The organism is Microbacterium sp. Ag1, assembly GCF_001005635.1.
GTDB classification, from domain to species: domain Bacteria; phylum Actinomycetota; class Actinomycetes; order Actinomycetales; family Microbacteriaceae; genus Microbacterium; species Microbacterium oxydans.
On sequence record NZ_LBCR01000033.1, the window covers coordinates 147,462 to 161,826 of the forward strand.

Below are 14,365 nucleotides of genomic sequence, written 5' to 3' on the forward strand. Positions count from 1 at the left end.
GTGGCAAACATCAAGTCGCAGATCAAGCGCAACAAGACCAACGAGAAGGCTCGCGAGCGCAACAAGGCCGTGAAGAGCGAGCTCAAGACGGTCATCCGTACCACTCGTACGGCCGTCTCCGCCGGCGACAAGGCAGCCGCAGAGGCCGCCCTGAAGAAGGCCGCCGTCAAGCTCGACAAGGCCGTCAGCAAGGGTGTCCTGCACAAGAACCAGGCGTCGAACCGCAAGTCGGCTCTCGCCAAGCAGGTCGCTTCCCTCTGAACCGACGCTTCTGAGAAAGGCCCGTCCCGATATCGGGGCGGGCCTTCTTCGTGTTCGGGGTGAGCGCACCCGGCGATGGACTATTCGCCGAAAGGCTGTCGTGTGGCGATGACCGTCACCATGCGCTCCAAGGCAAAGATCGGATCGCGCGCGGCACCCTTCACCTCGCCGTCGGCTCTGGCCGTGGCCTGGATCGCCATCCCGAGCGAGCGCTCGTTCCAGCCCGCCAGATCGCGACGGGCACGGTCGACCTGCCAATCCTTCATCCCCAGGCGCTGCGCGAGTTGACGGCTCGGCTCGCGGTTGCCGGCCACGCGGGCCATGGTGCGCAGCTTCATCGCGAAGGCTGCGACCATCGGGACCGGGTCGGCCCCCGAGGAAAGTGCGTGGCGGAGGGCCATGAGCGCCTCGCCGTAGCGGCCGGCGATCGCGGTGTCGGCCACGACGAACGCCGAGACCTCGACTCGTCCGCCGTAGTACTTGGTGACGACCTCCTCGGTGATGTCGCCGTCGACATCGCCGATGAGCTGCTGGCAGGCTGCGGCCAGCTCTGTGAGGTCGTCGGCGAACGCCGAAACCAGGGCGCGCAAGGCCGGAGGAGCGATGCGCTTCTTCGCCGCGCGGAACTCACCGGCTGCGAAATCGACCCGATCGCCGTCGCGCTTGATCGCCGGGCAGGCGATCTCGATGCCGCCACCGGAACCACCGCGAAGAGCGTCGAGGAGCTTCTTGCCCCGCACGCTGGCTCCGGTGTGCCGGAGAATGACCGTCGCCCCCTCCTGCGGGTGGTCGAGGTACGACACCGCCTCCTGGATGAACGCATCCGAGCACTTCTCCACGCCGGAGACGCGCACCAGACGCGGTTCTCCGAACAGGGACGGCGACGTGAGCGACAGGAGCGTCCCTGGCGCGTAGTCGTCGGCGCGTACGTCACTGACTTCGAGCGCAGGGTCTTCGGCGCGGAGGTAGTCGCGCACACCGGCGATGGCCCGCTCGGCGCAGACCTCTTCCGGACCGGAGACCAGCACGACCGGGGCCGGGCGCGGCTCGCGCCAGGAGACCTGGGGGATCTTGGTGGGCTTCGCGCCGCCGCGGGAAGGGGTACGCGAAGCTGCCATGGAACCAGCCTACCGGCGGTCGCCGACATGGCTCCGCCGTCACGGTGGCGTCTTCTCGGTCCAGATCTGCAACTCCCCGTCATCGAGTGCGAGCAGGATGCGCCCGTGCACGTCGGTACGGAGCACGCGTGCACCGGCGTCGGTCAGAGCATCGATCGTCTCGGCGCGGGGGTGCCCGTAGTCGTTGTCCGCTCCGACGCTGAACAACGCCACGCGCGGCCGGATCCGCCCATACAGCTCTGGATCCTGATCCGCGCTGCCGTGGTGAGCCACCTTCACGACCGCGTACGGAGCGAGTCCTCCTGTCCTCTGCAGCATGCGCTGTGGTGCGGCGGAGAGATCGCCGAGGTAGAGGGAGCGCGGCACACCTCCCCCGGCGAATTCCAGCACGACGCTCGCGTCGTTGCCGGAGGGGAACGCCGGTGACCGGCGTGGCGGCCAGAGCACGCGCCAGGCGGCATCGCCGAGCATGCCGCGCCGTCCCGCCGATGCCTGCTCGACCTCGGCTCCCTCATCGGCGAGGTCGTCGATGAGGCGTCGATCGGGCGGATCAGTCATCGGACCGTGAAGGACCGTCGACACCCGCGCCTGCACAGCTGCGGTCCCGCCGACGTGATCGAGGTCGAAGTGCGTGAGCACCAGAAGATCGATGTGCTCGATGCCGAGCGACCGCAGACAGGTGGACAGCAGATCCGGATCGGGCCCCGTGTCGATCAGCGCCACCCGGCCTGCCGAGCGCACGAGCACCGCGTCGCCCTGCCCGACGTCGCACACCGCGATCGCCCAGCCATCCGGGGCCGCCGCGGTCGCCAGCGGTCCATCGAGGAGTACACGTGATCCGGCGAGCGAGAGCACCACCACGAGCACCAGCGCCGCAACCCGCCTCAACCAGCGAGAGATCCGCCCGGCTGGAGTCGCCTCCGTCGAGCTCGGAGCGCGTATGAGGACTGCGGCGATGGCCGCGCTCAGCAGAGCCACCAGGAGCGCACTGCCGAGGCCCGCCGGCGCGGCGACCTGCGCGCTCGGAAGCTCCGCCGTGGTGGTGGCGGTCGTCGCGATCCAGGCAGCGGGGAGCCACGCCGAGGCCGCAAGGAGATCGGCGAGCATGGGCAGCGGTGCGGCCAGGCACGCGACGAGTCCGATCACCGTCGCGACCGGCGCCGCGGGCGCGGCTATCAGATTCGCAGCGACTCCGACCAGGGACTGCTGCTCAGCGAACAGCGCGATGATGGGGCCGCACGCGAGCTGCGCGGCGAGCGGGACCGCCAGAGCCAACGCGACGGGTCCTGGCACGGCTCGTCTCAACCCGTGGGCGAGAGACGGGGCGAGCAGGATCAACGCCCCCGAGGCGACGACCGACAGCGCGAATCCTGGCGTCGCCGCCAGCCACGGATCCGCGACGAGTATCCCCGTTGCGCACAGAGAGAGCACTCCCGCCCCGGCGCTCGACCTCCCGCACAGGATGGTCAGCATCCCCGCCGCTGCCATCACCCCAGCCCGGACGACGCTCGGCTCCGGAGTCACCAGCACGACGAAACCCGCCAGGCCCGCGAGCGACAGCAGGACGCGCAGCCAACGGCCGCCCCCGCAGAGGGCCGTGAGCCAGAAGATCGCGCCGACGACGATCGCGCAGTTCGCACCGCTGACGGCGGTGAGGTGGCTGAGCCCACTCGCGCGCATGTCGTCGTTCAAGGCCGTCGTCACCGCGCGGGTGTCGCCCACCGCAAGGCCGGGCAGGAGGCCTGCTCCGGGCTCCGGCAGGCGTAGCGCCCTCTCGACGAACGTGCTCTTGATCGCGGCTGCCGCGGCGAACACACCGGATGCGGGGTCGACGATCTCGGCCTCGCTCGCGAAGATCACGAGAGCCGAGCGCTCCCCGGCCTCCGTGATCGATGACTCGCCCACCACCCGTATCCGCGCACCAAGATCGAACCCGTCGGCGGGGTCCACTCCGACGCGGACCGGGACCGTGGAAGGGGCTGCCCGGCCAGGCGGCCCGAGTGTCGTAGCCGCCGCCTCGAACCACAGCCGCCCGTCCCGTCCGAGCGATGCCGAGGAGGTGACCTCTGCCGACGACTCGATGACGCGCCCGGCCCATGCGCGGGCCTCATCCCGCGCGGGAAGAGCGAACCCGACGGACACGGCCGCACCCGCCATCGCCGACAGCACGACGATCGTGACACCGGCCTCGGCGCGCTGAGTGTTCTTGGCTCGCAGCCCGGAGCGGCTGAACACCAGCACACCTGCCGCGGCTGCCGTACACGTGCCGGCACACACCCACGCGAGTTCAGGCAACAGCACGCACAGCAGCGCGGCACCCCATACGGCTGCCGCCACAGGGAGTAAGCGCAGATCGCGCGCTCTCACACCCTGACCCCGTCGCGCAGTCCCTCGAGGAGCTTCTCGCCGATGCCGGGCACGGCCAGAAGGTCGTCGATGGAGGCGAAGCGACCGTTCTCCTCTCGCCAGGCGACGATCCGCTCCGCCAGCGCGGGTCCGATACGCGGAAGCGTCTCGAGTGCTGCCTGATCCGCCGTGTTGAGATCTATCCGCGCGTCGCCCGGTGGCGCTGCCGCCCCGTCGGGTGCATCCGTCATCGCGCCTGTCGCCGGCACGACGATCTGCTCCCCGTCTTCGACCACCCGTGCGAGGTTTACGGCGCTCAGGTCCGCATCGGTGGTCGTTCCGCCGGCAGCGGCCACCGCATCGACGACTCGCGCGTCGAGATCGAGCACGTAGAGCCCCGGCCTCTCGACAGAGCCGAGCACGTGCACGTACAGCTCACCGGTCGACGAGAGCCCCGGGCTCGCACCTGCTCCGGCGCCGGTGTCCGTGCCGGTGTCCGTGAGTGACACGGTTTCGACAGGCGCAGACTGACCACGCAGAATGCCGACCCCGACGGCAGCCGACAGCACGACGAGTGCCAGCACCACCGCCGCTCCCACGCTCAGGCGCAGACGGCGCCGGTGCGGAAGAGGTGCCTGGGGAGAAGCCATCCGGCCACGCTAGGAGACAACGATCCCCCGGTGGTGCGCAGTAGACGCCTACAGTGGACAACCTGATCGGACCATCCTCCGTGGAGAAGAGACGATCAGCCCTTGACGACGAAGCTCACGATCTTGGGAGCACGCACGACGACCTTGACGATCTCGCGGTCACCGATCGATCGGATCACACGCTCATCGGCCCGGGCCAAGGCCTCGAGATCCGACTCGCCGATCCGAGCGGACACCTCGAGCTGCGCACGCACCTTGCCGCCCACCTGCACGACGGCGGTGATGGTGTCCTCGATCAGCAGTGCGGGATCGGCGGAGCGCCAGGTCACCAGCCCGACGGAAGGCTCATGGCCGAGGATCTCCCACATCTCCTCCGCGGTGTGCGGGGCGATGAGGTCGAGCATCACGGCGATCGTCTCCGCGGCCTCGCGCACGGCGGGGTCGCCGGCACCAGCGGCGCTGTCGATCGTCTTGCGCGTGACGTTCACCAGCTCCATCAGGCGCGCGACCAGCACGTTGAACTTCGTCTGCTCGACGAGCGCCGGCGCCTCGGAGAGGAGCTTGTGCGTCGCGCGGCGGAGAGCGGCGTCACCACCGTCGAAGACCACATCGACCGGGCTCGACACCTCCCCCGCGATGCGCATCGCACGTGCCAGGAACTTCTGGGCACCGGTCGTCGAGACGTCCGCCCAGTCCTTGTCGTCCTCCACAGGACCGGCGAAAGCGAGGCCGACACGCAGCGCGTCGGCACCGTGCGCGTCGAGCTCTTCCTGGAACAGCACCAGGTTGCCCTTGCTCTTGGACATCTTCTGTCCGTCGAGCAGGACCATGCCCTGGTTGATGAGATTCGAGAACGGCTCGGTGAAGTCGATCAGGCCCATGTCGAACAGGACCTTCGTGATGAAGCGCGCGTACAGCAGGTGCAGGATCGCGTGCTCCACGCCGCCGATGTACGAGTCGACCGGCGCCCAACGAGCCGCCTGAGCCGGGTCGAACGCGACGGTCTCGCTGTTCGGCGACAGGAAACGCAGGAAGTACCACGAGCTGTCGACGAACGTGTCCATCGTGTCGGGGTCGCGCAGCACGGGGTCGCCGGTCTCGGGATCGGTCGTGCGCACCCAGTTCTCCGCACCACCCAGCGGCGAGGTGCCCTTGGGCTTCAGGTCCAGCCCTTCGACACTCGGCAGCTTCACGGGGAGCTTGTCCTCGGGAACCGGGATGATCGTGCCGTCCTCGCCGTGCAGCATCGGGATCGGGGTACCCCAGAAACGCTGACGGGAGATGAGCCAATCACGCAGACGGTAGTTCTTCGCGGCACGACCGGTACCGGAAGCCTCCAGTTGCTCGATCGCACGCGCGATCGCATTGCGCTTGGAGAGCCCGTTCAGCGCACCGGAGTTGATCATCCGACCCTCACCCGTGAGCGCGATGCCGGTGGTGGCCGGACTCTGCTCCTCGAGTGCTGCACCGGTGTCGATCGGCACGCCCTCGTCATCGACCTCGATCACGGGCATCGCACCCGTGACAGGAGCCGTGGTGTCGACGACCACCTTGACCGGCAGGTCGAAGGCTCGGGCGAAATCGAGGTCGCGCTGGTCGTGCGCCGGCACGGCCATGACCGCGCCATGGCCGTAGTCGGCCAGCACGTAGTCCGCCGCCCACACCGGCAACTTCTCGCCGTTGACGGGGTTGATCGCGTAGCGCTCCAGGAAGACACCCGTCTTCGGACGGTCCGTGGACTGCCGATCGATGTCGGTCTCCTTCTGCACCTGCTCCAGATACGTCTGGAAACGCTCACGCACCTCGTCAGGCGCGCCGGCCGCGAGCTCCGCCGCCAGGTCGGAATCCGGAGCGACCACGAAGAACGTGGCACCGTGCAGGGTGTCGGGTCGCGTCGAGAACACCGTGACCGGCTCCTCGCGCCCCTCGATGAGGAAGTCGACATCGGCTCCCACCGAGCGACCGATCCAGTTGCGCTGCATCTGCAGCACCTTGTGCGGCCAGAAGCCCTCGAGCTGGTTCAGGTCGTCCAGCAGTCGATCCGCGTAATCCGTGATCCGGAAGTACCACTGCGTCAGCTTCTTCTTGACGACCTCGTAGCCGCAGCGCTCGCAGCGCCCGTCGACGACCTGCTCGTTCGCGAGCACCGTCTGATCGTTCGGGCACCAGTTGACGGGGCTCTTCTTGCGATACGCCAGGCCGCGCTCGTACAGCTTCAGGAACAGCCACTGGTTCCAGCGGTAGTACTCGGGGTCGGACGTGTGCAGGACACGGCTCCAGTCGAAAGAGACGCCGTACTGCTCGAATCCGACCTTCTGCTGCGCGATGTTCTGGTAGGTCCACTCACGCGGATCGGCACCCTGACGGATCGCCGCGTTCTCCGCCGGCAGACCGAAGGAGTCCCAGCCGATCGGGTTCAGCACGTTGTGTCCGCGGTGACGCCAGAACCGAGCCACGATGTCGGAGTAGAGGTAGTTCTCCGCGTGTCCCATGTGCAGATCACCGGAGGGATACGGGAACATCGCGAGCACGTACCGACGCGGCCGGGTGTCGTCATCGCCACCCGTGAGGAACGTGCCGTTGTCCGCCCAGTACTTCTGCCACTTGTTCTGGATGGCGTGCGCCGACGGGGTCTCGTCGTCGGCAGGAGCGGTGGACAGGTTCTCAGACAACGAACGCACGACCAATCTGGTGGAAAAAGCGGGATCAGTTCAGGATATCGGAACGCCAGAGGGCAGGCATTCCGGCGCCGAGTGCGGCGAGCGGCGCCCGAGCCTTGGTCGCGACCTCGGCCACCTCGGATGTGGCGACGGACCCCCAGGTGATTCCTCCGCCGGCACCGACGACGGCCTGCTCCTCATCGATCAGGATGCTGCGGATCACCATCGCCAGGTCGAGGGCGCCGTCGACGCCGACGTATCCGAAGCACCCGGCGTACACGCCGCGTGGCCCGCCCTCCAGCTCGTGGAGGCGAGTCATCGCGGAGAGCTTCGGGGCACCGGTCATGCTCCCCGCGGGGAAGGCCGCACGGAGCAGATCCCCGACTGTCGTCCCCTCGACCGCGACGCCGCTGACCGTACTCACCAGCTGATGCACGGCGGGATAGCTCTCCACCACCCAGAGTCCCTCGACACGGATGCTCCCCGCCGCGCACACCTGCGAGAGGTCATTGCGCATCAGGTCGACGATCATCACGTTCTCGGCACGTTCCTTGGGATCTGCGGCCAGTTCTGCGGCGAGCGCGGCGTCTGCGACGGGCTCGGCGCCTCGGGGTCTGGTGCCCTTGATGGGTCTGGTGCGGACGATGCCGCCCGCTGCGTGGAGGAACTGCTCCGGGCTCGCACTCAAGAGGGTGCGTCCGCCGATCCGCACGAAGCCCCCGTGGTGCGCGGGGGTCGAGGTGCGGAGGCGGTGGTAGACCTCGACGGCATCATGCGTGCCGGACACAGTGAAGCGGGTGGTCAAGCACAGCTGGTACGCGATGCCCTCGCGGATGAGCTCTCGGCAACGTTCGATGAGTGCGGTGTACTCGCGCGGGTCGTGCCGTGCTTCGGCGACGCGCGTCAGGGGCCCGGTCGCCGTGCGGAACCGATCCTGGTTCTGGCTCTCCCTCGTGTACGCGGTGACCGCCGCTTCCCAGCTCTCCAGTTCGCTCTCAGCGCTGAGCGCCCAGACCCGTCGGTGCGAATGGTCGAAGGCGATGAGTCGCTCGGCGCTCAGCCATGCCCCATCTGTCTCGTCGCCCGTAGGGGACACGGATGCCCCCGCAGCCGCGGCGCCGCTCTCGTAGTCGAGCCAGCCCACCCAGCCCCCGGTGAACGGCGGCTGCCCCGGCGGCGGGGCTGCAACGTCGAGGCGGACGTCGCGCGGAAGCGTCGAACGCTCCCCTGTGCCGATGAAGCTCCATCCCGTCGTCGCATCCGCGCCGGCGTCGAGCCAGAAGACATCGGCGTTCCCCGTTTCGAGCATCGGGAACACCGACGACGGCTCCGTCCACTCGGGAAGGGGTCTGGCGCTCAGCAGTACAGGCACCTTGCCAGCCTAGGACCGGGCGGCTCCCGTATTCTCGTGGGGTGGACGACCTCCTGATCTGGCTCCTCGACACCGTGCAGTCGATCGACCCGGTCGCACGCACGCTCATCGCCGGGCTCGCCGTGATGCTGGAGACGAGCATCCTGATCGGTCTCATCGTCCCCGGTGACACGATCGTGATCATCGCCTCGATGGGTGTCGCCACTCCCCTGGAGGGCATCGCGATGGGCGTCGCCGTCGTGATCGGCGCCCTCATCGGCGAGAGCATCGGCTTCTGGCTGGGCCGCTGGCTCGGACCACGAATCCGCGTGTCCTGGTTGGGACGCAAGATCGGCGAGCACAACTGGGTGCGCGCCGAGAACTACCTCGAGCGCCGAGGGGGCATCGCGATCTTCCTCTCCCGGTTCCTCCCCGTGCTGCACTCGCTCGTCCCCCTGACCGTCGGCATGAGCGAGTACCCGTACCGCAGGTTCCTGGCGTGGACGGCTCCCGCCTGCGCGCTCTGGGCAACCGCATACGTGAGCGTCACATCGCTCGCCGCCGGCAGCTTCCGCGAGCTCGTCGATCGCGTGCACTTCGCGGGCTACATCTTCGTCGGCGTCATCGCACTGTTCCTGCTCCTGGCGTTCCTCGGAAAGAAGCTGCTGCAGCGCCTCGAGGCCCGCCACCTGGAGGGGCCCGAAGCGGAGGCCGACGCCGACGTGAAAGACTGAGTCAATGGCATCGGCTCCCCCAGCCCCCCGGATCCACTGGTTCGCCCGACTCGAACACCGCCTCCACGTCTGGCGTGAAGGTCGTGCGCGCCGTCGTGGTCGTGTCGCGACGATCCTGCCCTTCCCCGGCTACGGCGGCCCAGGGTGGGTGCGCGTGGTCGGACGTGTGCTGATCGTGCCCCTGCAGCGCCGCACACGTCACGGCGAGCCGGCGAGTGTACGCGGGTGGCGCAGCTTCGTCGGTATCCCCGTGGGCTTCGCATCCGTCAGCGTGCATTTCGGTGACACCACGCATCAGGTGGCGGCCGACCGCGGTGGCGTGGTGGATGCCATGATCCGCGTCGACCTCGAACCCGGCTGGCAGACCTTCACCTTCTCCGTCGAGGGGCAAGCCCCCGTGGAGGCGAGAGCGTTCATCGTCGCCGAGGAGACCACGTTCGGTGTGGTCTCCGATGTCGACGACACCGTGATGGTGACGGCGCTGCCTCGTCCGTTCATCGCGTTCTGGAACTCCTTCGTACTCGACGAGCACGCCCGACTCCCCGTACCCGGGATGGCCGTGCTCCTCGACCAGTTGCTGCGACAGCACCCCGGCGCCCCCATGGTGTATCTCTCCACCGGCGCCTGGAACGTCGCCCCCACGCTGTGGCGCTTCCTCGGTCGCCATCTCTTCCCCGCCGGCTCCATGCTCCTGACCGACTGGGGACCGACGCATGAACGCTGGTTCCGCAGCGGCCGCGAACACAAGCTGACCAACCTGCGGAGACTGGCGACCGAGTTCCCACACGTGAAGTGGCTCCTGATCGGCGACGACGGGCAGCACGACGAGGCCATCTACAGTCAGTTCATGGACGAGTACCCCGATTCCGTCGCCGGTGTCGCCATCCGTCGCCTGCTTCCTGCCGAGGCCGTGCTCGCCGGTGGGCGCGCCGGACACGAGCCGCACTCCGAGGACACCGCCCCCTGGGTCAGCGCCGAGGACGGCGCGGGCCTTCGCGACCTGCTGGGCGAAGCCGGCATCCTGCACTGACATGCCCATCGCTCGCCAGGAGTGGCTCCTCCGCGAAGAGAAGCACCGTGAACGTGCCGACGAGCTCACCGCCGCGCACCGTGACAGGGCGACCAGGGCCGAGAAGCACCCGGTGTGGGACTTCCTCTTCACCTACTACTCGTACAAGCCGTCTCAGCTGCGTCGCTGGCACCCCGGTGCCGGTGTCGAGCTCGCGGAGGCCGTCGAGCGAGTCGAGTGGCGGTGGTACACGACAGGCAGCAGCGCGGACAGCGCAGTTCCCGATGCGGCGGCTTTCGGCACGGAGAAGGCAGAGCTGGCATCGCTCATCGAGAGGATGCTCCGCCGCACGGCGTCGCGTCCCGGACAGTTCGGGTGCTTCGGACTGCACGAGTGGGCCATGGTGTACCGCGCGGACGAGACCCGTCACTCGGTTCCGTTGCGCCTCGGGCGGGATGGAACCGACGCTGTGGTCGAGAACCACGACCTTCGCTGCACCCACTTCGACGCCTTCCGCTTCTTCACTCCCGAGGCCGTGCCCCGCAACCGCACCTCGTTGAGCAGGGACGAGCAGCCGCTGTTCGAGCAACCGGGCTGCCTGCACGCCGGCATGGATCTGTACAAGTGGGCCACCAAGCTGGGACCCCTCATCCCGGGTGAGCTGCTCCTCGATTCGTTCGAGCTGGCCCGAGACATCCGCCTCCTCGACATGGAGGCCGCGCCCTACGACCTCTCGCCCTGGGGCATCGTGCCCGTGCCCATCGAGACACCGGAGGGCAAGGCCGAGTACGTCCGCCGGCAGCGAGGATTCGCAGACCGTGGTGCGGCACTCCGGTCGGCCCTGCTGGATGCCTGGCTCGGCGAGGGAGCCCGCGAGGCGGCCTGAGCGTCAGCCGACGGGCTCGCAGTCGTCGCAGGTCGCCCATCGAGCCGTCGCGGCAGCCATCTGCATGCGCAGCGCCACCACCCGCGTCGCTGCTTCTTCGAGCCTCTCGGCCGGAAGCGCGCCCGCATCGACCGCCGCCCCGATGCCTGCCGCCATCGCCCCGGCAGTCTGCGCGTCGGAACCTGCGATCATCAGCACCAGGTCGTTCCCTGCGGCGATCGCCGCCACGCCGTTCGCGACCGGATCGGCATAGGCGGGGTCTCCCGACGACAACAGCATCCCCAGGTCATCTGTCACCGCCACCCCCGTGAAGCCGAGCTCTTCTCTGGCGATGGCGTGCCAGACCGGCGAGAGCGATGCGGGAAGCGGGTCGATCTCGGTGTAGGCGAGGTGACCGTACATGAGCAGAGAGGCCCCGGCGTCGATGCCCGCCTCGAAAGGCACGGCTTCCGTGGCACGCCATTCCTCCCGACCCATCGTGGAACTCGCGATCGCCCGGTGCGAGTCGCCGGGCGCGGCGCCGTGGCCGGGGAAGTGCTTCAGCGTCGAGGCGACGAACTGCTCCTGCGCGGTGGTCGCCGCCGCGACGCGCTCGGCGGCGGACGCGGAGTCGATTCCGAGTGCCCGGCCGTGGATGAACGAAGCGGGATCGGACGCGTAGTCCGCCACCGTGCCGAAGTTCACCGTGATCCCGGCGCGTGCCACCAGGGCGCCCCGTGCGGAGAACGCCGCCGACGTCTCCGCGACCGGGAGCCCCTTCAGCGAGGTCGAAGCGGGGAAGCCGTCGCCGTGCAGTCGGGACACGAAGCCGCCTTCCTGGTCCACGGCGATGAGCGGCGGAAGGGCGGGATCGACGGTGAGCGCGGCCGTGAGAGCCTGCAGCTCCGCTTCCGTCGCGGGGATGTTGGCGCCCATGAGGATGAATCCGCCCAGCCCCGATGCCATGTAGGCATGCAGGGCCGCCGGATCGGTTCCCGCGACGTGCCCCATGACCACCGTCGATGCCTGCTCCGCGACCGACATCTCCGCCACCCGCTCTTCAGCGCGTTCCACGAACTCCTCGGAGGAGAGGCCAGACGAAGTCTCGGCCGCTGCCGCGCGTATTGGCGTGTCCGTGAAGGTGGAGGAGGCTGTGGCCGGCGTCGCTGCGCACAGCCCCGCCATCGCGGCGAGCGCCAGGGCACCCACCCCGTACCTGCGGACCCGAGACGTCATGCTCGTCGCGGTGATGCAGAGGCGTCAGCAGGACAGCGCATCGGCGATGGGGTCTGCCGAGTCGGCGTCGCCGTTGCCGAAGCGGATCGTCCGACCGACCGTGCACGGTTCCTGCAGGGATGCCGCGATCACAGCTGCGACGTCGGCACGGGAAACGGCTCCCCGCCCCTCGGGATCGATCTGGATGCGTCCGGTCGGATCGTCGAACGTGAGAGTCCCCGGAGCGAGGATCGTGCCTTCGAGGCCGGTACCGCGCAGGTGCTCGTCGGCAGCCCACTTGGCATCGGCGTAGGGGAAGAACGAGTCGTCCCGCGGGACACCGTGGTCGGCGGTGGAGCCGAGCCACGACACCATCACGTACCGCCGGACACCTGCGCGCTCCGCCGCGTCCATGGAGCGCTGCGCAGCGTCACGGTCGACGGCATAGGTGCGCTCGGGTGAACCCCCACCCGCGCCGGCCGACCAGACGACGGCATCGTGCCCGCGGATGATCTCGGCGAGCGCGTCGACGTCCATGCTCTCGACGTCGGCGACCAGGGCTCTCGCCCCACCGGCTTCGACCTCGGAGGAATGCTCCGGGTTCCGGATCACCCCCGTGACCTCGTCTCCCCGTGCGGCGAGGAGCGGCGCGAGCAGCAGGGCGATGCGGCCGTGGCCGCCGAAGACGATGATTCGCGACATACCTTCACCCTACGCGCCCTCTCCGACCTCAGCGCGGGGTCTGGTCGCTGTCGATGACGAATGCCTGCGGATGGTCGGGGAGGTAACGCACCACGATCAGCTGGCCACCGGGGATGTAGGCGTCGCGGTCCGGGTACACGGCCGGGGTGAAGAAATTGCTCTCCAGCGTGTACTCGACGCCCTCGGCTGTCGTGAACGTCACCCATTCGCCGTCGAGGGTCGCCGCCGTCGGCCGTCCGTTGTCGTAGATGTACGCGCGGGTCACCGGAACTCCGATGAGGCTGAGGATGCCGATCACCAAGCAGGCGAGCATGACGAAAGCCAGGATCCGCGCCCCGATGCGCACGATCGCAGCCCCGGCCCGCCCGCGCGGACGCTGATCGGGGCTCAGCAGCCCTTCCCTCCGGCGGATCGCCCGCAACTCACCACCCGGCGCGGTTCCGCCGGCGGAGAGCGCGAACAGGCCGAGGATGGAGAAACCGGCGATGAACACCATCGCGTATCCGTGCGACGCCGGGAAGTTCACGAGCCAGATGAGGGTGTCCATCGGGTTCATCGTCCCGCCTCCTTCTCGATCGTCACCGCGACCGTATGCGGGTCCTCCCTCCGGTAGTACGCCCAGACCGGAGCGCCGACCTGCAGATGCGGGATGGCCTGCGGATACACGAACACGGTGGTGTCCGCCTCCCAGGTCGTCACGCCTTCCGGTGCCATCAGCACACGGAGCGCGAGCTCGCTCTGCCCTTCGCGACGTCGCCCCGTCGGACGGACCTCGAGCACGGAGGCCGTCACCGCGGTCCCGCTCGTGCGTGCGCGCACCTGTGACGGGTCGATCAGCCCCCGTTCGATCCTCCACTGGAGCATGGCGTCACGCACCGCGGGATCGGTGAGGTCTGCGAGCACCACGGTGTCCTGGTCGATGAGGCTGTATCGCACCGGCACGGGAAGTCCGACCTGCAGGGCGGACATGTCTGAGGCGTCGACCAGCATCCGCATCTGGGCGACGAACTCTTCCCCGCTGTTCGGGGTCACGCGGATGAACAGGTCGTACTGCGGCACATCGTTGACGGTCAGACCGGTACGGCTGACCTCGACGATCGTGCCGACACCGATCTGCGTCTCTCCGCGCACCGTCTTGCGACGCCCGAGGCCGGACAGCATGCCGCCGAAGGTCAGCAGCAGCCCCCAGGCGACGCCGATGAGGATCGGGGCGCCCAGGGTGTCCTCTCCGGCGAAGGGAAGGATCGAGTGTCGTTGATCGACTCCGAACAGGCCCTCGCCGACCCACACGACGAGCCAGGCGGAGAGCAGCAGCCAGACGACGAGGAACACGATGCGGAGCATGCTCTCAGCGTATCCAGGGTCCGATTCCCTCCCCCACCCGGAGGGTGTTCCTCGTGCGGAACACCCTCCTCTACACTCGGGGCAACGACACCGCCCCGAGGTGTCCTCCG

13 protein-coding genes are annotated in these 14,365 nt (G+C 68.7%); 4 read left to right on the forward strand and 9 right to left on the reverse strand.

Features of this window, described 5'->3' with window-relative positions:
• Positions 1-261: a 30S ribosomal protein S20 gene (gene rpsT / locus AAY78_RS15600; protein ID WP_017830351.1), complete on the forward strand. Its 261-nt coding sequence runs from the start codon at positions 1-3 to the stop codon at positions 259-261.
• 80 nt (positions 262-341) lie between these two features.
• Here the strand turns inward: rpsT and holA are convergent, their stop codons facing one another.
• From holA to AAY78_RS15625, 5 genes are all read right to left on the reverse strand, one after another.
• Positions 342-1,379 carry a DNA polymerase III subunit delta gene (holA, locus tag AAY78_RS15605; RefSeq protein ID WP_046749211.1) on the reverse strand — a complete coding sequence of 346 codons (1,038 nt, stop codon included), beginning with the start codon at positions 1,377-1,379 and terminating at the stop codon, positions 342-344.
• Positions 1,380-1,418: 39 nt separating this feature from the next.
• Positions 1,419-3,716 (reverse strand): ComEC/Rec2 family competence protein, encoded by a 2,298-nt coding sequence (locus AAY78_RS15610; protein WP_082108724.1) that lies wholly within the window; start codon positions 3,714-3,716, stop codon positions 1,419-1,421.
• Between the two features lie 26 nt (positions 3,717-3,742).
• Complete coding sequence (locus AAY78_RS15615; protein WP_046749213.1) at positions 3,743-4,375, reverse strand: ComEA family DNA-binding protein; 633 nt, start codon at positions 4,373-4,375, stop codon at positions 3,743-3,745.
• 95 nt (positions 4,376-4,470) lie between these two features.
• Positions 4,471-7,047: a leucine--tRNA ligase gene (gene leuS, locus AAY78_RS15620; RefSeq protein WP_046749415.1), complete on the reverse strand. Its 2,577-nt coding sequence runs from the start codon at positions 7,045-7,047 to the stop codon at positions 4,471-4,473.
• Positions 7,048-7,081: 34 nt separating this feature from the next.
• Positions 7,082-8,407, reverse strand: coding sequence for an anthranilate synthase component I family protein (locus tag AAY78_RS15625; RefSeq protein ID WP_046749214.1), 1,326 nt, complete (start codon positions 8,405-8,407; stop codon positions 7,082-7,084).
• Positions 8,408-8,448: 41 nt separating this feature from the next.
• Between AAY78_RS15625 and AAY78_RS15630 the strand changes: the two genes are divergently transcribed.
• The 3 genes from AAY78_RS15630 to AAY78_RS15640 are packed head-to-tail and all read left to right on the forward strand — an operon-like array spanning position 8,449 to position 11,015.
• The gene (locus AAY78_RS15630) at positions 8,449-9,120 is read left to right on the forward strand and encodes a DedA family protein (RefSeq protein ID WP_046749215.1); all 672 of its coding nucleotides are present in this window, start codon (positions 8,449-8,451) and stop codon (positions 9,118-9,120) included.
• Between the two features lie 4 nt (positions 9,121-9,124).
• A complete protein-coding gene (locus AAY78_RS15635; protein WP_046749216.1) occupies positions 9,125-10,150 on the forward strand; it encodes an App1 family protein in 1,026 nt (341 codons plus the stop codon).
• Between the two features lies 1 nt (position 10,151).
• A complete protein-coding gene (locus AAY78_RS15640; RefSeq protein WP_046749217.1) occupies positions 10,152-11,015 on the forward strand; it encodes a hypothetical protein in 864 nt (287 codons plus the stop codon).
• Between the two features lie 3 nt (positions 11,016-11,018).
• Here AAY78_RS15640 and AAY78_RS15645 read toward each other — a convergent pair whose 3' ends face one another.
• From AAY78_RS15645 to AAY78_RS15660, 4 genes are read right to left on the reverse strand one after another with little or no spacing between them, the layout of a single operon-like run.
• Positions 11,019-12,230, reverse strand: coding sequence for a glycoside hydrolase family 3 N-terminal domain-containing protein (locus AAY78_RS15645; protein ID WP_046749218.1), 1,212 nt, complete (start codon positions 12,228-12,230; stop codon positions 11,019-11,021).
• 24 nt (positions 12,231-12,254) lie between these two features.
• Positions 12,255-12,911, reverse strand: a complete 657-nt coding sequence (locus tag AAY78_RS15650) for an SDR family oxidoreductase (protein ID WP_046749219.1) — start codon at positions 12,909-12,911, stop codon at positions 12,255-12,257.
• A gap of 28 nt (positions 12,912-12,939) precedes the next feature.
• The gene (locus AAY78_RS15655) at positions 12,940-13,467 is read right to left on the reverse strand and encodes a hypothetical protein (protein WP_046749220.1); all 528 of its coding nucleotides are present in this window, start codon (positions 13,465-13,467) and stop codon (positions 12,940-12,942) included.
• Complete coding sequence (locus tag AAY78_RS15660) at positions 13,464-14,255, reverse strand: hypothetical protein (RefSeq protein WP_046749221.1); 792 nt, start codon at positions 14,253-14,255, stop codon at positions 13,464-13,466. The genes AAY78_RS15655 and AAY78_RS15660 overlap by 4 nt, the downstream gene beginning before the upstream one ends.
• Positions 14,256-14,365 lie beyond the last annotated feature (110 nt).